This window comes from Pseudomonas sp. R11-23-07 (genome assembly GCF_003852295.1).
Classification (GTDB): Bacteria; Pseudomonadota; Gammaproteobacteria; order Pseudomonadales; family Pseudomonadaceae; genus Aquipseudomonas.
In genome coordinates, this window is record NZ_CP027761.1 from 1,765,630 (window position 1) to 1,788,672 (window position 23,043).

Sequence of the window (23,043 nt, forward strand, 5' to 3'; positions counted from 1 at the left end):
GATGAACCTGGCCCGCTACCGTTTCGTGTTGTCCCGGCCCCTGCAGTTGTTGCCGGTGCTGTTGGGCATCAGTTTGATCACCTTCGTGCTGGTGCGCTCGATCCCGGGCGATCCGGCGCGTGCGCTGCTGGGCTCGCGCAGCACGCCGGACGCGTTGCTGAAAATCCGCGCCCAGTACGGCCTTGATGAGCCGTTGTGGCTGCAATACTTCTATTTCCTGAAGAACCTGCTCAAGGGCGACCTCGGCCAATCGCTGTTGTACAAGGTCGACGCCCTCAAGCTGATTGTCACCCGTATCGAACCGACGTCGGTGCTGGTGCTCGGCAGCGTGGTGCTGGCGCTGTTGATCGCGCTGCCGCTGGCGACACTGGCGGCGCGCAATAAAGGCGGCTGGCCCGACACCCTGATTCGCGTGTTCACCACGGTCGGCCTGGGCATGCCGGCGTTCTGGCTGGGCCTGATGCTGATCCTGTTGCTGAGTGTGCAATGGGGCCTGTTTCCGGTGTCCGGTTATGGCCGCACCTGGTTGGACAAGGCCCACCATATGCTGCTGCCGTGTCTGACCATTGCGCTGGCGCTGTCGGCGGTGCTGGTGCGTAATCTGCGCGCGAGCATGCTGGTGGAACTGCAGGCCGACCATGTCACCGCGGCACGGGCGCGGGGGCTGTCTGAAGCCGCCGTGTTCCGTCGCCATGTGGTGCCCAACTCGCTGGTGCCGGCGGTTAACCTGCTGGCAGTGAATATCGGCTGGCTGATCAGCGGCACGGTGGTCATCGAAAGCCTGTTCGCCATTCCCGGCATCGGCCAGTTGCTGGTGCGCGGTATTTTTACCCGCGATTACATGGTGGTGCAGGGCGTGGCGATGGTGCTGGCCTGTGCGACGGTGGTGGTCAACTTCGTCGCCGACGTGGTGACGGTGGCCCTCGACCCACGGGTGAAGATGCAATGAACGGCCGCCCATTGGTCGCCCCCTGGCGCCTGCGCCTGGGTTTTGGCAACGGTCGCCTGACTGCCGCGTGGGGCCTGTTGATACTGTTTGCATGGTTGACCCTGGCGCTGTTCGCGCCGTGGATCGCCCCCTACGACCCCATCGCGCAGAACACCGAGATGAGTCTGCTTGCGCCCGGCATTGCGCACCCGTTCGGCACGGACAACTACGGCCGTGACATCCTTTCACGGGTGATCTGGGGCGCGCGCATCGACCTGCAACTGGCGATTGTCGGGGTGATCTTTCCGTTCATGATCGGCACCTTCGTCGGCGCGGTGTCCGGCTATATCGGTGGGCGCTTCGACAGTGTGTGCATGCGCGTGATCGATGTGGTGCTGGCGTTTCCGTTCCTGGTGCTGATGCTGGCGATCATGGCCATTCTCGGGCCTGGGCTGCAGAGCTTTTACATCGCCATGGCGCTGGTGGGCTGGGTGTCGTATGCGCGGTTGATCCGCTCGCAGATTCTGGTGCTCAAGGAAAGCGAGTTCGCCCTGGCCGCCAAGAGCCTGGGGTTTGGCCATGGGCGCATCCTGTTCCGGCATTTGCTGCCCAATGCGCTGTTCGGCTCGATTGTGTTTTCCATGTCCGACGCGGTGCTGGTGCTGCTCAACGGTGCGGCCGTGAGCTACCTGGGCCTGGGCGTGCAACCGCCCACCGCCGAATGGGGGACGATGGTCGCCGAGGGCCAGGCCTTTATCACCACCGCCTGGTGGATCTGCACCTTTCCAGGGGTGGCCATCGTGACCCTGGCCATGGGCTTCAGCCTGCTGGCCGATGGTGTGGCGCAAGTGTTGGGGGATCGTTCATGAGCCTGCTGCAGGTGCGCGACCTTAGCGTGATCGCCAATAACGCCGGGCGCGAGTTGTGCCTGGTCGATCGCGTGTCGTTTGACCTGGCCGAAGGCGAGATCCTGGGGTTGGTCGGTGAAAGCGGTTCGGGCAAGACCCTGGCCTGTCGCGCGCTGATGCGCCTGTTGCCGTCGCCCAACCTGCGCGTACAAGGCGGCGCAGTGCAACTGGCCGGCCAGGACCTGTTGCGCTTGGATGAAGCCGGCATGCGTACCATCCGGGGCGGGCAGTTGGGCATGATTTTCCAGAACCCCAGCAGTCACCTGGACCCGTTGATGCGTATCGGCGAACAGATCGCCGAGGGCATCCGCCTGCATCAGGGCGCCTCGAAAAAAGACGCGCGCCTGCAGGCCATCGACGTGCTGCGCCAAGTGGGTATTCCCGACCCGCAGGCGCGGGTCGACAACTATCCCCATGAATTTTCCGGCGGCATGCGCCAGCGCGCGATGATTGCGGTAGCCCTGGGGTGCAACCCTAAGGTGCTGATCGCAGACGAACCCACCACCGCCCTCGATGTGACGGTGCAGGCGCAAATCCTGCGGCTGTTGCTCGACCTTCGCGACAAGCGTGGCCTGTCGATCATCATGATCACCCATGACCTCGGCGTGGTGGCGCAAAGCTGCGACTCCATCGCGGTGATGTACGCCGGGCGGCTGTGCGAACACGGCAGCAAATACGAACTGCTCGCCCACCCCCGGCATCCGTACACCGCCGGGCTGATCGATTGCCAGCCGGCCCACAGCAGCGGTCATGCATTGCTGCGCACTATCCCTGGCCAGCCACCGCTGCTCGACGCATTGCCTGACGGCTGCCGTTTCAACCCCCGCTGCCCGCAGGTCGGCGCCCTGTGTACGGCGCTGTTGCCGGAAGGCGCACGGGTGGCGTGTCACTATCCCCTCGGAGAACGCCCATGAGTCTGCTGCAGATCAAGGACCTGGAGGTGCGCTTTGCCGCGTCCGGCACTGGCCTGTTCGGGTTGAACAAGCAGTGGGTGAGGGCGGTGAACGGGGTTTCACTGAACCTGGCGGCCGGTGAAACCCTCGGGCTGGTGGGCGAGTCCGGCAGCGGTAAAAGTACGTTGGGGCGGGCGATTTTGCACCTTAACCCGATCAGCGCCGGTCAGGTGTTGTTTGACGGTGTCGACATGGCCCAGGGCAGCGCCATCGATATTGCGCGGTTGCGCCAGGAAACCGCGATGATTTTCCAGGACCCTTACGCCGCCCTGAACCCGCGCCTCACTCTCGGCGAAACCCTCGCCGAAGTGTTGCGGGTGCAGCGCAAGGTCGCCCCGGAAAACATCCGCGCCCGGGTCGATGAGCTGCTCGAACTGGTCGGCCTGCGGCCTGAATTGGCGTCGCGCAAGCCGGGCTCCCTCAGCGGCGGCCAGTGCCAGCGCGTGGGAATCGCACGGGCGCTGGCGGTGGAGCCGCGCTTGATCATCGCCGACGAATGCGTGGCGGCGCTGGACGTGTCGATCCAGGGCCAGATCATTAACTTGCTGCTGCAATTGCAACAGCGCATGAACCTGGCGATCCTGTTTATCGCCCATGACCTGGCCATCGTGCGGCGCCTGTGCGACCGCGTGGCGGTGATGTACCTGGGCAAGATCGTCGAGGAAGGGCCGGTGGAAGCTGTATTCACTGCACCGCGTCACCCCTATACGGCGGCGTTGATCGAGGCGATTCCACAGATTGACCCGCATCGTCCATTACCGGCGCAGCCGCTGCCCGGCGAACCACCCAGCCCACTGAACCTGCCCACCGGTTGCGCGTTTCACCCGCGTTGCCGGTATGCCCGCGCCATGTGTTCCGTGGTGTTGCCGCCCACCCATTCGCTGCACGAGCATCGATACAGTTGCGTGCTTGAACACCCTTTGACCCTTCCTGCCCATCATGAACAAGGAGTTATGACATGCAATCGCGCCATCTGAAATTGCTCGCTGCCGCCACGCTGACCGCCTGGTCCCTGACTGCCGGCCTGGCCCAGGCCGCCGGCGTGTTGACCATCGGCTGCCGTGAAGACAGCACCACCTTTGACCCGATCAAAAGCGCGCAGAACCGCGATACCTGGGTGTTCGCCAACGTCTACGACACCCTGGTGCGCGTGGATAACCTGGGCACCAAAATGGAGCCGGGCCTGGCGCAAAGCTGGGAGATTTCCAAGGACGGCCTGACCTACACTTTTAAACTGCGCGAGGCGAAGTTTTCGGACGGATCGCCGATCACCGCCAGCGATGCGGCGTTCAGCCTGTTGCGCATCCGCGATAACAAGGCGTCGCTGTGGAGTGACCCGTTCAGCCTGATCGACACCGCCAAGGCCAGCGATCCGAAGACGCTGGTGGTCACCCTGAAAACCCCGGCGGTGGCGTTTCTCTCGCAATTGGCCTCGCCAACGGTGTCGATCCTGTCGGAAAAAGCCATGACGGCGATGGGCGAAGACGCCTACTCGGAAAACCCGGTGACCTCCGGCGCGTTCACTGTGGACGAATGGCGTAAAGGCGACCGCGTGATCCTGAAGAAGAACCCGAACTTTTGGCAGGCCAGTAAGGTCAGCCTGGACGGCGTGGAATGGGTGTCGGTCACCGACGACAACACACGCATGCGCATGGTGCAGAACAACGAGCTGGACACGGCGATCTTCGTACCCTTCTCCCGCGTCGAGGAGCTGAAGAAAGACCCGAACGTGGTGATCCACGCCGACCCGTCCACCCGCGAAGATCACCTGCTGATCAACCACGCGCACGGCCTGCTGGCCAAGCCGCAGGTGCGTGAAGCGCTGGACATGGCCATCGACAAACAATCGTTGGTAAAGACCGCCACTTACGGTCAAGGCACCGTGGCGTATTCCTACATCCCCAAAGGCTCGCTGTATCACTACGCCAATAACCTGCAGCGCCCATATGACCCGACTGCGGCCAAAAAGCTGCTGGCAGAGGCAGGCGCCAAGGACTTGAAGCTCAACTACGTGGTCAACGCCGGCAATGAAGCTGACGAGCAGATCGCGGTGATCATCAAGGACCAACTGGCCAAGGTCGGCGTCACCGCCAACCTGCAGAAAGTCGACCCGACCCAGAGCTGGCAGATGCTGGTGGACGGTGAGTACGATATTTCGGTGATGTACTGGACCAACGACATCCTCGACCCGGACCAGAAGACCACCTTCGTGCTGGGCCACGACACCAACCAGAACTACATGACCCGCTACCAGAACGACAAGGTCAAGGCGCTGGTGGCACAAGCGCGCATCGAGGCCGACCCGGCCAAGCGTGAGCAGATGTATGTGCAATTGCAGAAACTGGCGAAGCAGGATGTGAACTGGATCGATCTGTATTACAGCCCGTATATCAACATCTCACGCAAGAATGTGAGCAACTTCCTGCAGAACCCGTTGGGGCGCTTTACCCTTGAGGAAGTGGTGAAAAACTGACAAGCGCTGCAATACCAATGTGGGAGGGGGCTTGCTCCCGATAGCGGCGGATCAGCCAATTAATCTGTTGGCTGACACTCCGCTATCGGGAGCAAGCCCCCTCCCACATTTTGTTCCACTTATGTCTTGTGTTAGTGGCTACTGCGCATCAAACGCCTGCCCATTGATGCCCGCACTGTCCGGCCCCATCAAATACAGGTACACCGGCATGATCTCTTCCGGCGCTGGCCTTTCCATCGGGTTTTCCCCTGGGTACGCCTGGGCCCGCATGCTGGTGCGCGTACCGCCCGGGTTGATGCTGTTGGCGCGCACGGCGGCCACATCCTCCAGCTCATCGGCCAGGGTTTGCATCAAGCCTTCAGTGGCAAACTTCGACACACCGTAGGCGCCCCAATACGCCCGGCCCTTGCGCCCGACGCTGCTGGAGGTGAACACCACCGACGCATCCTGGGACAGTTTGAGCAGCGGCAGCAAGGTGCTGGTCAGCATGAACATCGCGTTGACGTTCACGTGCATCACCCGCATGAAATTCTCGCCGGACAACTGTTCGATCGGTGTGCGTGGGCCGATGATCGAGGCGTTGTGCAGCAGGCCGTCGAGGCGGCCGAATTCCCTTTCGATCATCGCCGCCAGCTCATCGTATTGATGGGGCAGGGCGGTCTCCAGGTTGAACGGGATCACCACCGGCTGCGGCTGGCCCGCCGCTTCGATCTCGTCATACACCTGGGCCAGGTTGGCTTCGGTCTTGCCCAGCAGCAGCACGGTGGCGCCGTGGGCCGCGTAGGTTTTCGCCGCGGCGGCGCCGATCCCACGGCCGGCACCGGTGACCAGGATGATGCGGCCTTTGAGCAGTTCCGGAGGTGCAGCGTAATCAAACATAAATAGCCTCGACAAAATTCAGTATGTGGCCAAAATCCAAACAGTAAACAAATCCAAATGTGGGAGGGGGCTTGCTCCCGATTGCGGTGGGTCAGTCACAAATACAGTGACTGACACCCTGCTATCGGGAGCAAGCCCCCTCCCACATTTTGGATCTTCATCGGTCAGCAGCATCGCGAACAATCAGCAACTGCACAGCGCGTTATCCAGCACCTTGCGCAGTTCCAGCGGGTGGTCCACCACCACATCCGCGCCCCAGTGACGCGGGTTGTCGTCCGGGTGGATATAGCCGTAGGTCACCGCCGCCGTACGCGTACCAGCGTCGCGGCCGGATTCGATATCACGCAAATCATCGCCCACGAACAACACGCTGGCCGGGTCCAGGTTCAGCAGCTTGCACGCCAGGAGCATCGGTTCCGGGTCCGGCTTGCTGTTTTTCACGTGGTCCGGGCAGATCAGCACGGCCGAGCGTTCGGCCAGGCCCAGTCGCTGCATGATCGGCTCGGCAAAGCGCACCGGCTTGTTAGTGACCACGCCCCAGATCAGCTTGGCCTTCTCGATGTCTTCCAGCAGTTCGGCCATACCGTCGAACAGTTTGCTGTGCACCGCGCAGTCCTTGAGGTAGCGCTCGAGGAATTCCTGGCGCAGGTCTTCAAAGCCTGGCGACTCCGGGTCCATCGAGAAGGTCACGGCGACCATGGCCCGCGCGCCACCGGAGATTTCATCGCGGATGTGCTGCGGATTGACCGGTGCCAGGCCGCGCTCGGCACGCATGGCCTGGCAGATGGCGATAAAGTCCGGCGCGGTGTCCAGCAGGGTACCGTCCATGTCGAAGAGAACCGCTCGCAACTTCACAGGCTTACTCCTCGCGCAGGGTCTGGATCATGTAGTTGACGTCAACGTCGCTGGCCAGCTTGTAGTGCTTGGTCAGTGGGTTGTAGGTCAGGCCGATGATGTCTTTTACGCTGAGGCCGGCCTGACGGCTCCAGGCCCCCAGCTCGGACGGGCGGATGAATTTCTTGAAGTCATGGGTGCCGCGCGGCAGCAGCTTCATGATGTATTCGGCGCCGATGATCGCGAACAGATAAGCCTTGGGATTGCGGTTGATGGTGGAAAAAAACACCTGGCCGCCAGGCTTGACCATGCGGAAACAGGCGCGGATCACCGAAGACGGGTCCGGCACGTGCTCGAGCATTTCCAGGCAGGTGACCACGTCGAACTGCTCAGGCATTTCCTCGGCCAGGGCTTCGGCGGTGATCTGGCGGTACTCCACGCTCACGCCGGATTCCAGCTGGTGCAGCTGGGCCACGGCCAGCGGCGCTTCGCCCATGTCGATGCCCATCACGGTAGCGCCACGCTGGGCCATGGCTTCACTGAGGATGCCACCGCCACAACCCACATCCAGCACCTTCTTGCCGGCCAGGTTGACGCGTTCGTCAATCCAGTTGACCCGCAGTGGGTTGATGTCATGCAGGGGCTTGAACTCGCTCTCACGGTCCCACCAGCGGTGGGCCAGGGCTTCGAATTTGGCGATTTCGGCGTGGTCGACGTTGCTCATGGTGAATCCTCTGAATCTGATAAATCGGTTTATTCGCTGTGCCCGCTGATGCGCTGGCCCCAGGCAATGGCCGTGGCGGTCAACTGTGCTTCATCCATGCGGGTCAATCGTCGGTCGTCGAGCAACTGCTTGCCGGCGACCCAAAGGTGTTTCACGCAATCGCGACCGGTAGCGTAGATAAGCTGTGAGACCGGATCGTAGATCGGTTGTTGCGCCAGCCCCGAAAGGTCGAAGGCGACGATATCTGCGGCCTTGCCGACTTCCAGCGAGCCGATCTGGCCGTCCAGGCCCATCGCCCGCGCGCCATTGAGGGTCGCCATGCGCAGTGCGCGGTGGGCGTCCAGCGCGGTCGCCGAACCAGCGACAGCCTTGGCCAGCATGGCGGCGGTGCGGGTTTCGCCCAACAGATCGAGGTCGTTGTTGCTGGCGGCGCCGTCAGTGCCTATAGCCACATTGACGCCAGCCTGCCACAGGCGTTCAACCGGACAGAAGCCGCTGGCCAGTTTCAGGTTCGATTCCGGGCAATGAATGACGCTGGTGTTGCTTTCTACCAGCAAAGCCAGGTCATCCTCGCTGATTTGGGTCATGTGAACGGCCTGGAAGCGCGGGCCCAGCAAGCCGAGGCGACCCAGGCGCGCCAATGGCCGCTCGCCGGTCTGTTCCACGGCCTGCTGCACTTCGAAGGCGGTTTCGTGCACATGCATATGAATTGCGGCGTCCAGTTCTTCGGCGATCACCCGGATTTTCTCCAGGTTGTCATCGTTGACGGTGTAAGGCGCGTGGGGGCCGAACGTGATCTTGATGCGGGGGTGGTGCTTGAGGTCGCCGAACAGCTCGATACCCTGGCGCATTGCCTCATCGGCGCTGCTGGCGCCGGGGATCGGGAAATCCAGGATCGGAATGGCGATCTGTGCGCGCATGCCGCTGTTGTGCACGCAGTCGCTGGCGACCTTGGGGTAGAAGTACATATCCGAGAAACAGGTGATGCCGCCCTTGAGCTGCTCGGCGATGGCCAGGTTGGTGCCATCGCGGACGAAGGCTTCATCGACCCACTTGGCCTCGGCGGGCCAGATGTGTTTTTCCAGCCAGGTCATCAACGGCAGGTCATCGGCCAGGCCGCGAAACAGGCTCATCGCCGCATGCCCGTGGGCGTTGATCAGGCCCGGGCTGAGCAGCATGCCGGGCAGCTCGCGCACCTCGCTGGCCTCAAGCTTGAGCGCCGCCGCCCGCGGCCCGATAAACACGATGCAGCCGTCACGGATACCCAGGCCATGCTCCTTGAGCACCACGCCAGCGGGTTCGACGGGGACCAGCCAGGTCGGCAGGAGCAATAAGTCGAGCGGGGCGGCAGTGGGCGTCATCGCAGGCTTCTTCCTGGGCAGCTATAAAAGAAGGGCGAAGTATACCCGAGCGTCCTGGCTGGCGGATCGCTATAATCGGCGGCTTTTGTTCATGAGTACGGGGTAAGGGATGCGCGACCGACTGTTGGCTGCAGAGAAGGTGAAGGCCATCGATTGGCGTGATGGCGTGCTGCACCTGCTCGATCAGCGTGCGCTGCCGGCTCGGGAATGCTGGGTGGCCTGCTCGACCGCCAGCGAAGTGGCCGCCGCCATTCGCTCGATGGTGGTGCGCGGCGCGTCTGCCATCGGCATCAGCGCAGCCTACGGGCTGGTCATGGCTGCTCGCGAGCGCATGGCCGAAGGCGGCGACTGGCAGGCGGCATGGGAAGAAGACTACGCACTGCTGGCCGATACCCGACCCACCGCATCGAACCTGTTCTGGGCGCTGAAGTGCATGCGCGACCGCCTCGACCGCCTCAAGCAGCACGCCGACCCATTGGCCGTGCTGGAAGCCGAAGCCATCGCCATCCATGAAAGTGACCGAGAGGCCAATGTCGTCATGGCCCAATTGGGTATGGAGCGGATTCGCAAGCACCAGGGCAATGCCCAGGCGATCCTCACCCATGGCAATGCCGGCGCATTGGCTTCGGGCGGTGTCGGCACGGCCCTCGGGGTGATTCGCGCGGCGTTCCTGGAGGGGCTGGTCGAGCAGGTCTATGCCAACGAAACCCGTCCATGGCTGCAAGGCTCGCGCCTGACGGCGTGGGAGTTGGCGGGCGCGGGTATCCCGGTGACGGTCAATGCCGACTCCGCCGGGGCGCATATCCTCAAAACCAAAGGCGTGACCTGGGTGGTGGTTGGCGCTGACTGCATCGCGGCCAATGGCGATGTGATCAGTAAGATCGGCACCTATCAGTTGGCCGTGTGCGCCATGCACCACGGCGTGCGCTTTATGGTGGTGGCGTCGAGCTCGACCCTCGACCTGATGATGGCCACTGGCGATGATGTGGCCCTGGAAGAGCGTGATGTGGCTGAGTTGCTGGAGGTGAATGGCCAGCGGCTGGAGGTCCAGGCCTTCAACCCGGTTTTCGATGTCACCCCGGCCGACCTGATTGATGTGATCGTCACCGAGAAAGGGGTGGTGGAGCGGCCGGATGCGGCGAAGCTGGCCAGGTTGATGTGCCGTAAGCGGCTGCATTGAGGGTTGTGTTGTTGGTGAAATTGCTATCGGGGGCAAGCCCCCTCCCACACTTGAGTTGTGAATACATTCAAAATGTGGGAGGGGGCTTGCCCCCGATTGGCTCTCAAAGTCAATAAAACCCTCGGATCCGCCCCCAAAAAACAGCGCCACCCCACCTCTGAGCCTCTCTCGTCCTCCTCAAGCCTGTCATTCAACAAATTACTAGCCTCCATGCGCATCAGGGGGATAGGTGCGTGGCGGCGATTGTGATAACATCCGGCGGTTTCCAGGGCCGCCCCGAGGGGTTGCCCATAACGTGCAGATCCGTGTCATAACTCGTTGATTTGTCGTAAGTCGTTGTCAGGCACCGTGCCGGCAGCGGCGAGCTTCGTTCGGCCCATCTGGACGTGACGAAGTTTCACCCGAAAAAGGAATCAGGCTTCTCATGGGCGAACTGGCCAAAGAAATCCTCCCGGTCAATATCGAAGACGAGCTGAAACAGTCCTACCTCGACTACGCGATGAGCGTAATTGTCGGTCGGGCACTGCCTGATGCGCGCGACGGCTTGAAGCCCGTGCACCGGCGTGTGCTGTTCGCGATGAGCGAGCTGGGTAACGACTGGAACAAGCCGTACAAGAAATCTGCCCGTGTTGTCGGTGACGTGATCGGTAAGTATCACCCTCACGGCGACACTGCGGTGTACGACACCATCGTTCGGATGGCCCAGCCGTTTTCCCTGCGCTACCTGCTGGTAGACGGCCAGGGCAACTTCGGTTCGGTCGACGGCGACAACGCCGCAGCCATGCGATACACCGAAGTGCGCATGACCAAGCTGGCGCACGAGCTGCTGGCCGACCTGCATAAAGAAACCGTGGACTGGGTGCCGAACTACGACGGCACCGAAATGATCCCGGCCGTGATGCCCACCCGTATTCCCAACCTGCTGGTCAACGGTTCCAGCGGTATCGCCGTGGGCATGGCGACCAACATCCCGCCGCACAACCTCGGTGAAGTGATCGACGGTTGCCTGGCCCTCATCGACAACCCCGAGCTGACCATCGATGAGCTGATGCAATACATCCCCGGCCCGGACTTCCCGACCGCCGCGATCATCAATGGTCGCGCCGGCATCATCGAAGCCTACCGCACCGGTCGCGGCCGCATTTACATGCGTGCCCGCTCGATGATCGAAGACATCGACAAGGTCGGTGGCCGCCAGCAGATCGTCATCACCGAACTTCCGTACCAGCTGAACAAGGCGCGCCTGATCGAAAAGATCGCCGAGCTGGTTAAAGAGAAGAAGCTCGAAGGCATCACCGAGCTGCGCGACGAGTCCGACAAAGACGGTATGCGCGTGGTAATCGAGCTGCGTCGTGGCGAAGTGCCTGAGGTGATCCTCAACAACCTCTACGCCCAGACCCAGCTGCAAAGCGTGTTTGGTATCAACGTGGTTGCGCTGATCGATGGCCGCCCGCGCATCCTGAACCTCAAGGACCTGCTGGAAGCCTTCGTGCGTCACCGTCGCGAAGTGGTCACCCGCCGTACCGTGTTCGAACTGCGCAAGGCCCGCGAGCGCGGCCACATCCTGGAAGGCCAGGCGGTTGCGCTGTCGAACATCGACCCGGTGATCGCCCTGATCAAGGCCTCGCCAACCCCGTCGGAAGCCAAGGAAGCGCTGATCAGCACGCCGTGGGAATCCAGCGCCGTGGTCGCGATGGTTGAACGTGCCGGCGCCGACTCGTGCCGTCCGGAAACCCTGGACCCGCAATACGGCCTGCGCGAAGGCAAGTACTTCCTGTCGCCGGAACAGGCCCAGGCCATCCTGGAACTGCGCTTGCACCGCCTGACCGGCCTGGAGCACGAGAAGCTGCTGGCCGAGTACCAGGAGATCCTCAACCAGATCGGCGAGTTGATCCGCATCCTCAACAGCGCCGTGCGCCTGATGGAAGTGATCCGCGAAGAACTCGAAGTGATCCGCGCCGAATACGGCGACGTGCGCCGTACCGAAATCCTTGATGCGCGCCTCGACCTGACCCTGGGTGACATGATCCCGGAAGAAGAGCGCGTGGTGACCATCTCCCACGGCGGCTATGCCAAGACTCAGCCATTGGCGGCCTACCAGGCCCAGCGTCGTGGCGGTAAAGGTAAATCGGCTACCGGCGTGAAGGATGAGGACTACATCGCTCACCTGCTGGTTGCCAACAGCCACACCACGCTGCTGCTGTTCTCCAGCAAGGGCAAGGTGTACTGGCTGAAAACCTACGAAATCCCTGAAGCCTCCCGCGCTGCCCGTGGTCGCCCACTGGTCAACCTGCTGCCGCTGGACAGTGATGAGTACATCACCACCATGCTGCCGGTCGATGAATACACCGAGGGTCACTTCATCTTCATGGCCACCGCCAAAGGCACCGTGAAGAAGACCCCGCTGGAATCCTTCAGCCGTCAACGCAGCGTGGGCCTGATCGCCCTGGAGCTGGATGAAGGCGACGTGCTGATTTCGGCGGCCATCACCGACGGCGAGCGCGAAGTCATGCTGTTCTCCGACGGCGGCAAGGTCACGCGCTTCAAGGAATCCGACGTTCGCGCCATGGGCCGTACTGCCCGTGGTGTGCGCGGCATGCGCCTGCCGGAAGGGCAGAAGCTGATTTCCATGCTGATCCCGGAAGAAGGCAGCCAGATCCTTACCGCGTCCGAGCGTGGCTACGGCAAGCGCACCGCCATCAGCGAGTTCCCGGAGTACAAGCGTGGCGGCCAGGGCGTGATCGCCATGGTCAGCAACGACCGCAACGGTCGTCTGGTCGGCGCGGTGCAGGTGCTCGACGGCGAGGAAATCATGCTGATTTCCGACCAGGGCACCCTGGTACGTACCCGCGTGGCAGAAGTCTCGAGCCTGGGCCGTAACACCCAGGGCGTGACCTTGATCAAGCTGGCCAAGGACGAAAAACTGGTCGGCCTGGAACGTGTGCAGGAGCCTTCGGAAGTTGAAGATGACGAGCTCGAAGGGGAAGGTTTTGAGGGCGAGGTGATCGCAACCGGCGATGACAACGTCGACGAGCCAACCCTCGATGCAGCCGCAGACGAAGAAGAACCGCAGGAATAAGCGGACACACAGGGGGCGGATGAAGATTCGCCCCCTTGTTGTTTGTCCGGATGGAAATATCGACAGCGATGAAAATCCAACTGTGGGAGGGGGCTTGCTCCCGATTGCGGAGTGTCACCGGCACATAAGCTGACTGACCCACCGCTTTCGCGAGCAAGCCCGCTCCCACACGGGATCCGGTGTCGGCTGATATGTTTGCGTGACTACCACCAGACCAGAGTGAGATTGGATGTGAGCAAGAGAGCCTATAACTTCTGTGCCGGTCCCGCGGCGCTTCCTGAAGCAGTCCTGCAGCGCGCGCAGGCTGAACTCCTCGACTGGCATGGAAAAGGCCTCTCCGTGATGGAAATGAGCCATCGCAGCGATGAGTTCGTGTCCATCGCCACCAAGGCCGAGCAGGATCTGCGCGACTTGCTGAACATCCCCTCCCACTACAAAGTGCTGTTCCTGCAAGGCGGCGCGAGCCAGCAGTTCGCCCAGATCCCGCTGAACCTGCTGCCGGAAGACGGCACGGCGGACTATATCGACACCGGTATCTGGGGGCAGAAGGCCATTGAAGAGGCCTCCCGCTACGGTCATGTCAACGTGGCAGGCACCGCCAAGCCATATGACTACTTCGCCATTCCGGGTCAGAACGAATGGAAACTGTCGAAGGACGCGGCCTACGTGCACTACGTCGCCAACGAAACCATCGGTGGCCTGGAATTCGACTGGGTGCCGCAGGTGGGCGACGTTCCACTGGTGTGCGACATGTCTTCGGACATCCTCTCGCGCCCGATCGATGTGTCCAAGTACGGCATGATCTACGCCGGCGCGCAGAAAAACATCGGCCCGAGCGGCATCCTGGTCAACATCATCCGTGAAGACCTGCTGGGTCGCGCCCGCTCGCTGTGCCCGACCATGCTCAACTACAAGGTCGCGGCCGATAACGGCTCGATGTACAACACTCCGCCGGCGTTCGCCTGGTACCTGTCCGGCCTGGTGTTTGAATGGCTCAAGGAGCAGGGCGGCGTGGCGGCCATGGGTAAGCTCAACGAAGTGAAGAAGCGCACCCTGTACGACTTCATCGACGCCAGCGGCCTGTACAGCAACCCGATCAACCTCAGCGACCGCTCGTGGATGAACGTGCCGTTCCGCCTGGCTGACGACCGCCTGGACAAGCCATTCCTGGCCGGCGCCGAAGCGCGTGGCCTGTTGAACCTCAAGGGCCACCGTTCGGTCGGCGGCATGCGCGCCTCCATCTATAACGCTGTCGACATCCACGCGATCAACGCGCTGGTTGCCTACATGGCAGAGTTTGAAAAGGAACACGGCTAATGTCTGAGCAAGAACTCAAGGCCCTGCGTGTACGCATCGACAGCCTGGACGAGAAAGTCCTCGAGCTGATCAGTGAGCGCGCACGCTGCGCCCAGGAAGTGGCGCGGGTGAAAATGGCGTCCCTGGCAGAAGGCGAAGTGCCGGTGTTCTACCGGCCCGAGCGAGAAGCCCAGGTGCTCAAACGCGTGATGGAACGCAACCAAGGCCCGCTGGGCAACGAAGAAATGGCGCGGTTGTTCCGTGAAATCATGTCTTCATGCCTGGCCCTGGAGCAGCCGCTGAAAGTGGCGTACCTCGGTCCGGAAGGCACCTTCACCCAGGCGGCAGCCATGAAGCATTTCGGCCATGCCGTGATCAGCAAGCCGATGGCGGCGATCGACGAAGTGTTCCGCGAAGTGGCAGCCGGTGCGGTGAATTTTGGCGTGGTGCCGGTGGAAAACTCCACCGAAGGCGCGGTCAACCACACGCTGGACAGCTTCCTGGAACACGACATGGTGATCTGCGGTGAGGTCGAGCTGCGCATCCACCATCACCTGTTGGTGGGCGAGAACACCAAGACCGACAGCATCAGCCGGATCTATTCCCACGCCCAGTCCCTGGCGCAGTGCCGCAAGTGGCTGGATGCGCATTACCCGAATGTCGAGCGCGTGGCGGTCTCCAGCAATGCCGAGGCGGCCAAGCGGGTCAAGGGCGAGTGGAACTCGGCGGCGATTGCCGGCGATATGGCGGCGGGCCTGTATGGCTTGACGCGCCTGGCCGAGAAAATCGAGGACCGCCCGGACAACTCCACGCGTTTCCTGATGATCGGCAGCCAGGAAGTGCCGCCCACGGGCGATGACAAGACGTCGATCATCGTTTCCATGAGCAACAAGCCCGGCGCGCTGCATGAGCTGCTGGTGCCGTTCCATGACAACGGCATCGACCTGACGCGCATCGAGACGCGTCCTTCGCGCAGCGGTAAATGGACCTACGTGTTCTTCATCGACTTCATCGGGCATCACCGCGACCCACTGGTCAAAGGCGTGCTGGAGAAAATCAGCCAGGAGGCCGTGGCACTCAAGGTGCTGGGCTCTTACCCGAAAGCGGTTTTGTGAGGCTTTAACATGAGTGGCAACTTCCTCGCCCTGGCGCAGCCGGGCGTGCAACAACTGTCGCCTTACGTTCCGGGCAAGCCTGTGGACGAGCTGGCGCGTGAGTTGAATCTGGACCCGTCCAGGATCGTCAAGCTGGCGAGTAACGAAAACCCGCTGGGCCCGAGCCCCAAGGTGCTGGCGGCGATTCGTGAAGAGCTGGCTGAGCTGACCCGTTACCCCGACGGCAATGGCTTTGCCCTCAAGTCGCTGCTGGCGCAAAAATGCCGGGTCGAGCTGAATCAGGTGACCCTGGGCAACGGTTCCAACGACATCCTCGAGCTGGTCGGTCGCGCCTATCTGGCGCCGGGCCTGAATGCGGTGTTCAGTGAGCATGCCTTTGCGGTCTACCCGATCGTGACCCAGGCCGTAGGCGCGGATGCCCGCGTTATCCCGGCAAAAGAGTGGGGCCATGACCTGCCGGCGATGCTGGAGGCCATCGACGCCCAGACCCGCGTGGTGTTCATTGCCAACCCGAACAACCCCACCGGTACCTGGTTCGACGTACAGGCGCTGGACGACTTCCTGCAAGGCGTGCCCGAGCACGTGCTGGTGGTGCTGGACGAGGCTTACATCGAGTACGCCGAAGGCAGCGACCTGCCGGATGGCCTGGACTTCCTGGCGTCCTACCCGAACCTGCTGGTGTCACGCACGTTCTCCAAGGCCTATGGCCTGGCCTCGCTGCGGGTCGGCTACGGCTTGTCCACGGCGGTGGTTGCCGATGTACTGAACCGCGTGCGCCAGCCGTTCAACGTCAACAGTCTCGCCCTGGCGGCGGCCTGTGCGGCGATCAAGGATGCCGACTATCTGGCAGAAAGCCGTCGCCTCAACGAAAGCGGCATGCAGCAATTGCAGGCAGGTTTCCGCGAGCTGGGCCTGGGTTGGATTGCGTCCAAGGGCAACTTCATCTGTGTCGACCTCGGCCAGGTAGCCGCCCCGGTCTTCCAGGGGTTGCTGCGCGAAGGCGTGATCGTGCGCCCGGTGGCCAATTACGGCATGCCGAATCACCTGCGTGTCACCATCGGTTTGCCGGCTGAGAACAGCCGCTTCCTGGAGGCGTTGGCCAAGGTTCTGGCCCGTGGTTGATGTCACTGCATTGCAACCTGCTGTGCCTATGATCGGTCGCTTGGTGGTGGTTGGTCTTGGGTTGATCGGGGGTTCCTTCGCCAAAGGCCTGCGTGAGAGCGGCCTGTGCGGCGAAGTGGTCGGCGTGGACCTGGACCCGCAATCGCGCCAGTTGGCGGTAGAACTGGGGGTGGTAGACCGTTGTGAGGCGGACCTGGCCGTCGCGTGCCATGGCGCCGACGTGATCCAGCTGGCGGTGCCGATCCTGGCCATGGAAAAGCTCTTGGAGATTTTGGCCAGCCTGGACCTGGGCAGCGCGATTCTCACGGATGTCGGCAGTGCCAAGGGCAATGTGGTGCGCGCGGCGCAACTGGCGTTTGGTGAAATGCCGCCGCGCTTCGTGCCGGGCCATCCGATTGCCGGTTCCGAGCAGAGCGGGGTGGAAGCGTCTAATGCACAGCTGTTTCGTCGGCACAAAGTGATCCTGACCCCGCTTGCGCAGACCGATCCTGCGGCCTTGGCCGTGGTGGATCGTCTGTGGCGCGAGCTGGGGGCGGACGTGGAGCATATGCAGGTTGAACGCCACGACGAAGTGCTCGCTGCTACCAGTCATCTGCCCCATCTGCTGGCGTTTGGCCTGGTGGATTCGTTGGCCAAGCGCAACGAAAATCTGGAGATTTTCCGCTACGCCGCCGGAGGTTTTCGCGACTTCACGCGGATTGCCGGCAGCGATCCGGTGATGTGGCACGACATCTTCCTCGCCAATCGCGAAGCGGTGTTGCGCACCCTGGACACCTTCCGCAGCGACCTGGATGCTTTGCGCGATGCGGTGGATGCGGGCGATGGTCACCAATTACTGGGCGTGTTCACCCGTGCGCGAGTGGCGCGTGAGCACTTCAGCAAGATCCTGGCGCGCCGGGCTTACATGGAAACCGCCGTGGACGCCGACGAGCTGACGTTTATCGCCAGCCCCGGTGGCCGCTTGAGCGGGCGCATCCGAGTGCCGGGTGACAAGTCGATTTCCCATCGGTCGATCATGCTGGGCTCATTGGCCGACGGCGTGACCGAAGTTGAAGGTTTCCTGGAGGGCGAGGATGCCCTGGCGACGTTGCAGGCGTTTCGCGACATGGGTGTGGTGATTGAAGGGCCGCACCATGGGCGGGTGACGATTCATGGCGTGGGTTTGCACGGCTTGAAACCGGCGCCAGGGCCGATTTACCTGGGTAACTCCGGAACATCCATGCGCCTGTTGTCCGGGTTGCTGGCGGCGCAGAGCTTCGACAGCGTGCTGACGGGCGATGCGTCGCTGTCCAAGCGCCCGATGAGTCGGGTGGCTGAGCCATTGCGGGAAATGGGCGCAGTGATCGAGACCGGGCCGCAAGGGCGTCCGCCGCTGACCATCCGCGGCGGTCAGGCGTTGAAAGGCTTGAATTATGTACTGCCGATGGCCAGCGCCCAGGTGAAATCCTGCCTGTTGTTGGCCGGGCTGTATGCCGAAGGTAAAACCTGCGTGACCGAGCCTGCGCCGACCCGCGACCACACCGAGCGCATGTTGCGCGGTTTTGGCTATCCGGTGGGCGTGGAGGGCGCGACGGCGTCGGTTGAATCCGGGCATGCGTTGACCGCGACCCATATAGAAGTGCCGGGAGACATTTCCTCGTCGGCATTTTTCCTGGTCGCGGCCACGATTGCCCAGGGTTCCGAGTTGTTGCTGGAGCATGTCGGTATCAACCCGACCCGCACCGGGGTGATCGATATCCTGCGCCTGATGGGTGCGGACATCACCTTGGAAAACCCGCGTGAGGTGGGCGGTGAGCCGGTTGCCGACCTGCGTGTGCGCGCGGCTGTGCTCAAAGGTATCGAGATTCCCGAAGCGCTGGTGCCGCTGGCGATCGACGAGTTTCCCGTGCTGTTCGTTGCCGCCGCCTGCGCGCAGGGGCGAACCGTACTGCGCGGCGCCGAGGAGTTGCGGGTGAAGGAGTCCGACCGTATCCAGGTCATGGCCGACGGTCTGTTGGCGCTGGGTGTGAAGTGTGAACCGACGCCTGATGGGATTATCATCGACGGCGGCCCGATAGGCGGTGGCGACGTGCATGCCCATGGCGATCATCGGATTGCCATGGCGTTCAGCGTGGCGTCCTTGCGAGCGGCGGCGCCGATTCGTATCCGTGACTGCGCCAACGTAGCTACATCTTTTCCGAATTTTCTTACACTGTGTGCCCACGTCGGCATGCGTGTTGCCCAAGAGGCTCAATTGTGAATATCAAAGCACCGGTGATTACCATCGACGGGCCAAGCGGCTCGGGCAAAGGCACGATCGCCGGCATCCTGGCCAAGCGCCTGGGCTGGTGCCTGCTGGATTCCGGCGCGCTGTATCGCCTGCTGGCGTTCGCTGCGCGCAACCATGGTGTCGACCTGACCAACGAAGAGTTGCTGACGAAAATCGCCGCTCATCTGGACGTGCAGTTCATCGCGGCGACCGACGGTCAATTGCAGCGCATCATTCTGGAAGGTGATGAAGTCAGTGACGTGATTCGCACCGAGAGTATCGGCGCTGGCGCGTCCCAGGTGGCGGCTCTGCCGGCGGTTCGCGAGGCTTTGCTGCAGCGCCAGCGCGCGTTTCAGGAACCGCCGGGCCTGGTGGCCGACGGCCGCGACATGGGCACGGTGGTGTTTCCCGAGGCGCCGTTGAAGATTTTCCTGACCGCCAGCGCCGAGGAGCGTGCCCGCCGCCGCTACTTGCAGTTGAAGGGCAAAGTCGATGGTGTTAGTCTGTCGAGTCTGCTAGATGAGATCCGTGCACGCGATGAGCGTGATACCCAGCGTGCGGTAGCCCCGCTCAAGCCGGCGGCTGACGCCATACAGCTGGATTCCACGGAGTTGTCCATCGAGCAGGTGCTGGAACGCATCATGAGCGAGATCGCCATTCGCGATATCGTCGGGTGACCAAGAAGGTTGCAGGGGACCAGTCATAGTCCTGCGGCGCTTCTTTTAATTGAAACTGACCCACACCGTCTGGGGTGTGGAGATGGGCGTATTCTTCGCCCTTATCAACAGGAATTAAAATGAGCGAAAGCTTTGCGGAACTCTTTGAAGAAAGCCTAAAAACCCTGAACCTTCAGGCAGGCTCCATCATCACCGGTGTTATCGTTGATATCGATTACCAAGCTCGCTGGGTAACCGTTCACGCTGGTCTGAAGTCTGAAGCTCTGATCCCGCTGGAACAGTTCTACAACGATGCTGGTGATCTGACAATCAATGTCGGTGACGAAGTTCACGTTGCTCTGGACTCGGTTGAAGACGGTTTCGGTGAAACCAAGCTGTCCCGTGAAAAAGCCAAGCGCGCTGAATGCTGGATTGTTCTCGAAGCAGCCTTCGCAGCTGAAGAAGTGGTCAAGGGCGTTATCAACGGTAAGGTTAAAGGCGGCTTCACTGTCGACGTTAACGGCATCCGTGCGTTCCTGCCAGGTTCTTTGGTCGACGTTCGTCCAGTGCGCGACACCACGCACCTGGAAGGCAAAGAACTCGAATTCAAGGTCATCAAACTCGACCAGAAGCGCAACAACGTTGTCGTTTCCCGTCGCAGCGTGCTGGAAGCAGAGAACTCCGCCGAGCGTGAAGCTCTGCTGGAATCCCTGCAGGAAGGCCAACAAGTCAAAGGTATCGTCAAGAACCTCACCGATTACGGCGCATTCGTCGATCTGGGTGGCGTCGATGGCCTGCTACACATTACCGACATGGCTTGGAAGCGTATCAAGCATCCTTCCGAAATCGTCAACGTTGGCGACGAGATCGATGTCAAGGTTCTGAAATACGATCGCGAACGCAACCGTGTTTCCCTGGGCCTGAAGCAACTGGGTGAAGATCCATGGGTCGCTATCAAAGCCCGTTACCCAGAAGGCACTCGCGTTACTGCACGCGTTACCAACCTGACTGACTACGGCTGCTTCGCTGAGCTGGAAGAAGGCGTTGAAGGCCTGGTACACGTTTCCGAAATGGACTGGACCAACAAGAACATCCACCCTTCGAAAGTCGTACAAGTCGGCGACGAAGTGGAAGTTATGGTTCTGGACATCGACGAAGAGCGTCGTCGTATCTCCCTGGGCATCAAGCAGTGCAAATCTAACCCATGGGAAGATTTCTCTGGCCAGTTCAACAAGGGCGATAAAATCTCCGGCACCATCAAGTCGATCACCGATTTCGGTATCTTCATTGGTCTGGACGGCGGCATCGACGGCCTGGTTCACCTGTCCGACATCTCCTGGAACGAAGTTGGCGAAGAAGCTGTTCGTCGTTTCAAGAAGGGCGACGAGCTGGACACCGTTATCCTGTCGGTTGACCCAGAGCGCGAGCGCATCTCCCTGGGTATCAAGCAACTGGAAAGCGATCCGTTCTCCGAGTACGTTCAAGAGAACGACAAAGGCGCCATCGTTAAAGGTACAGTGAAAGAAGTTGACGCCAAAGGCGCCATCATCACTCTGGCCGACGATATCGAAGCGACTCTGAAAGCCTCCGAAATCAGCCGTGACCGCGTTGAAGACGCGCGCAACGTTCTGAAAGAAGGCCAGGAAGTAGAAGCCAAGATCATCAGCGTTGACCGCAAGAGCCGCGTAATCCAACTTTCCATCAAGTCCAAAGACGAAGTGGAAGAGAAAGAAGCTATCCAGAGCCTGAAAGAAGCTCCGGCAGCTGCAACTGGCGAGACCACCATGGCCTCCCTGCTGCGCGAAGCAATGGCTAAGCAGAACTAAGTTCTGTAAAGCTGTAGGAAAAGGGCGACTTCGGTCGCCCTTTTTTGTGCCTGAAATTTGATGAATCAACACCGCCGAACCAAGGCATTCAGCCTGCGGTCAGAACTGGCTATAGTCTTTTAAAGATATTCCGTGTTACTGATTCGATAAGGGTTTGAATGAACAGGATTCTCGTAGTGCTTGCATTAGTCATACTGGCCGGCTGCTCCAGCACCAGCGCCAGGACCCATGCCAAGCGCGGCGTCAGCGGTATTGAGATCGACTGCTCTGGTCTGGGCAATAAATGGGAGAAGTGCGAAAAACGCGCTGCTCGTGAATGCAAAATGCAGGGCTACAAAGTCCTCACCCGTTCCAGTGATGCGGCGGATGAAGAGGGCGACTATCCGTTTGGTTGGAATCCCGCCGGCGCAGTAACGCGCACCATGTTGGTAATCTGCAATTGAGGTTTCCATGTGCTCATCGCGAGCGTTTATTTAAGCGGCAGATAAGTTGATATACGGGCTGTTCAAATTCATCAAGTCATGCTAAAACCTTCGAAGCGCTTTTCCTAGCTGCTTGAAAAAGAAGGGAAAAATATGACGAAGTCGGAGTTGATCGAACGAATTGTCACCCATCAAGGGCTGCTCTCATCCAAGGATGTGGAGCTGGCTATCAAGACCATGCTTGAACAAATGTCCCAATGCCTTGCCACCGGAGATCGCATCGAAATCCGCGGCTTCGGCAGCTTCTCCCTCCACTACCGCGCCCCGCGCGTAGGCCGCAACCCAAAGACCGGCCAATCCGTCAGCCTCGACGGCAAATTCGTACCCCACTTCAAACCGGGCAAGGAATTGCGCGATCGGGTGAACGAAGAAGAGGAAGAGGGCGTCTGAGTGTTTTTGGAGTAGGAGATGGTTATGCGTGGGGTTAAGCGCGTTGTTTCAGTGTTAGCGGTGCTGGTTGCTGCGCTGGTGGTGTTGGCGTTTGTGCTCGAGAATCAGCAGGGTGTTGTGCTGTTGTTCCTGGGGTGGAGTACTGCGCAGATGCCGGTGGCGGTGTTTGTAGTGGTGGGGTTGATTGTGGGGATGTTGATTGGGCCGTTGCTCGGTGTTTTTGTGCGTGGCCGGCGTGTTAGGACTGCGACGAGAGAGTAGGAGATCGGGTGCATTTCCACAGCTTCAGAGAGTATTTTATGCGACCGTCTGTCAGATAAAATTTACTCTGTAGCGCCTTTTTTACATTGCTGGATCACATCGATTAGCCACCCTGTTAAGGCTAGGCCCAGCATTTCCGACTGAGTGCTGTCTTACCTATTCAAATCTGCTGACGTCTGACTCCTGTGGCGCCAAAAAATGAGCTATTTTATTGGCTGATTAGGACTTTTCTTACAGACGTGTCAAGTCTTGTAATATGCCAAAGAGATGGCAAAATGGAATCTGTTCTCGATAACGGTCATTTTGTGCGCTCAAAATCTGGCAGAGA

General features: G+C 60.9%; 20 protein-coding genes. 16 read left to right on the forward strand and 4 right to left on the reverse strand.

Annotation, left to right across the window (positions count from 1 at the left end; all coding sequences use genetic code 11):
- Nucleotide 1: 1 nt before the first annotated feature.
- From C4J84_RS08055 to C4J84_RS08075, 5 genes are read left to right on the forward strand one after another with little or no spacing between them, the layout of a single operon-like run.
- Nucleotides 2–949: an ABC transporter permease gene (locus tag C4J84_RS08055; RefSeq protein WP_124370071.1), complete on the forward strand. Its 948-nt coding sequence runs from the start codon at nucleotides 2–4 to the stop codon at nucleotides 947–949.
- Entirely contained in the window at nucleotides 946–1,797 is an 852-nt protein-coding gene (locus C4J84_RS08060) for an ABC transporter permease (RefSeq protein WP_124370072.1), read from the forward strand. Before C4J84_RS08055 ends, C4J84_RS08060 begins: the two co-directional genes overlap by 4 nt.
- On the forward strand, nucleotides 1,794–2,750 hold the full coding sequence (locus tag C4J84_RS08065) for an ABC transporter ATP-binding protein (protein ID WP_124370073.1): 957 nt from the start codon (nucleotides 1,794–1,796) through the stop codon (nucleotides 2,748–2,750). The genes C4J84_RS08060 and C4J84_RS08065 overlap by 4 nt, the downstream gene beginning before the upstream one ends.
- A complete protein-coding gene (locus C4J84_RS08070; protein ID WP_124370074.1) occupies nucleotides 2,747–3,766 on the forward strand; it encodes an ABC transporter ATP-binding protein in 1,020 nt (339 codons plus the stop codon). The genes C4J84_RS08065 and C4J84_RS08070 overlap by 4 nt, the downstream gene beginning before the upstream one ends.
- Nucleotides 3,748–5,262 carry an ABC transporter substrate-binding protein gene (locus C4J84_RS08075; RefSeq protein ID WP_124435160.1) on the forward strand — a complete coding sequence of 505 codons (1,515 nt, stop codon included), beginning with the start codon at nucleotides 3,748–3,750 and terminating at the stop codon, nucleotides 5,260–5,262. Before C4J84_RS08070 ends, C4J84_RS08075 begins: the two co-directional genes overlap by 19 nt.
- Before the next feature lie 138 nt (nucleotides 5,263–5,400).
- On the opposite strand, the gene C4J84_RS08080 is transcribed toward C4J84_RS08075, so the two are convergent.
- From C4J84_RS08080 to C4J84_RS08095, 4 genes are all read right to left on the reverse strand, one after another.
- The gene (locus tag C4J84_RS08080) at nucleotides 5,401–6,141 is read right to left on the reverse strand and encodes a YciK family oxidoreductase (RefSeq protein WP_124366321.1); all 741 of its coding nucleotides are present in this window, start codon (nucleotides 6,139–6,141) and stop codon (nucleotides 5,401–5,403) included.
- Nucleotides 6,142–6,324: 183 nt separating this feature from the next.
- Complete coding sequence (gene mupP, locus C4J84_RS08085) at nucleotides 6,325–6,996, reverse strand: N-acetylmuramic acid 6-phosphate phosphatase MupP (protein ID WP_124406634.1); 672 nt, start codon at nucleotides 6,994–6,996, stop codon at nucleotides 6,325–6,327.
- A gap of 4 nt (nucleotides 6,997–7,000) precedes the next feature.
- Nucleotides 7,001–7,699: a bifunctional 2-polyprenyl-6-hydroxyphenol methylase/3-demethylubiquinol 3-O-methyltransferase UbiG gene (gene ubiG / locus C4J84_RS08090; protein ID WP_124361853.1), complete on the reverse strand. Its 699-nt coding sequence runs from the start codon at nucleotides 7,697–7,699 to the stop codon at nucleotides 7,001–7,003.
- Between the two features lie 29 nt (nucleotides 7,700–7,728).
- Nucleotides 7,729–9,060 (reverse strand): TRZ/ATZ family hydrolase, encoded by a 1,332-nt coding sequence (locus C4J84_RS08095; protein WP_124409343.1) that lies wholly within the window; start codon nucleotides 9,058–9,060, stop codon nucleotides 7,729–7,731.
- A gap of 109 nt (nucleotides 9,061–9,169) precedes the next feature.
- Between C4J84_RS08095 and mtnA the strand changes: the two genes are divergently transcribed.
- From mtnA to C4J84_RS08150, 11 genes are all read left to right on the forward strand, one after another.
- Entirely contained in the window at nucleotides 9,170–10,240 is a 1,071-nt protein-coding gene (gene mtnA / locus C4J84_RS08100) for an S-methyl-5-thioribose-1-phosphate isomerase (RefSeq protein ID WP_124435161.1), read from the forward strand.
- A 424-nt stretch (nucleotides 10,241–10,664) separates the two neighbouring features.
- Nucleotides 10,665–13,319, forward strand: a complete 2,655-nt coding sequence (gyrA, locus tag C4J84_RS08105; protein ID WP_124370078.1) for a DNA gyrase subunit A — start codon at nucleotides 10,665–10,667, stop codon at nucleotides 13,317–13,319.
- Nucleotides 13,320–13,550: 231 nt separating this feature from the next.
- Entirely contained in the window at nucleotides 13,551–14,636 is a 1,086-nt protein-coding gene (gene serC, locus C4J84_RS08110; protein WP_124429059.1) for a 3-phosphoserine/phosphohydroxythreonine transaminase, read from the forward strand.
- On the forward strand, nucleotides 14,636–15,730 hold the full coding sequence (gene pheA / locus C4J84_RS08115; protein WP_094952927.1) for a prephenate dehydratase: 1,095 nt from the start codon (nucleotides 14,636–14,638) through the stop codon (nucleotides 15,728–15,730). The genes serC and pheA overlap by 1 nt, the downstream gene beginning before the upstream one ends.
- Before the next feature lie 9 nt (nucleotides 15,731–15,739).
- Nucleotides 15,740–16,852: a histidinol-phosphate transaminase gene (gene hisC / locus C4J84_RS08120; RefSeq protein ID WP_124435162.1), complete on the forward strand. Its 1,113-nt coding sequence runs from the start codon at nucleotides 15,740–15,742 to the stop codon at nucleotides 16,850–16,852.
- A gap of 28 nt (nucleotides 16,853–16,880) precedes the next feature.
- Entirely contained in the window at nucleotides 16,881–19,091 is a 2,211-nt protein-coding gene (locus C4J84_RS08125) for a bifunctional prephenate dehydrogenase/3-phosphoshikimate 1-carboxyvinyltransferase (RefSeq protein ID WP_256681414.1), read from the forward strand.
- Nucleotides 19,088–19,777 carry a (d)CMP kinase gene (cmk, locus tag C4J84_RS08130; RefSeq protein ID WP_124403470.1) on the forward strand — a complete coding sequence of 230 codons (690 nt, stop codon included), beginning with the start codon at nucleotides 19,088–19,090 and terminating at the stop codon, nucleotides 19,775–19,777. Before C4J84_RS08125 ends, cmk begins: the two co-directional genes overlap by 4 nt.
- Nucleotides 19,778–19,896: 119 nt before the next feature.
- Nucleotides 19,897–21,582, forward strand: a complete 1,686-nt coding sequence (rpsA, locus tag C4J84_RS08135; RefSeq protein WP_124361860.1) for a 30S ribosomal protein S1 — start codon at nucleotides 19,897–19,899, stop codon at nucleotides 21,580–21,582.
- A 158-nt stretch (nucleotides 21,583–21,740) separates the two neighbouring features.
- Entirely contained in the window at nucleotides 21,741–22,025 is a 285-nt protein-coding gene (locus C4J84_RS08140) for a hypothetical protein (protein ID WP_124370082.1), read from the forward strand.
- Nucleotides 22,026–22,157: 132 nt separating this feature from the next.
- Nucleotides 22,158–22,454 carry an integration host factor subunit beta gene (ihfB, locus tag C4J84_RS08145; protein WP_003189779.1) on the forward strand — a complete coding sequence of 99 codons (297 nt, stop codon included), beginning with the start codon at nucleotides 22,158–22,160 and terminating at the stop codon, nucleotides 22,452–22,454.
- A gap of 24 nt (nucleotides 22,455–22,478) precedes the next feature.
- Entirely contained in the window at nucleotides 22,479–22,715 is a 237-nt protein-coding gene (locus tag C4J84_RS08150) for a lipopolysaccharide assembly protein LapA domain-containing protein (protein WP_124429062.1), read from the forward strand.
- Nucleotides 22,716–23,043: the final 328 nt, after the last annotated feature.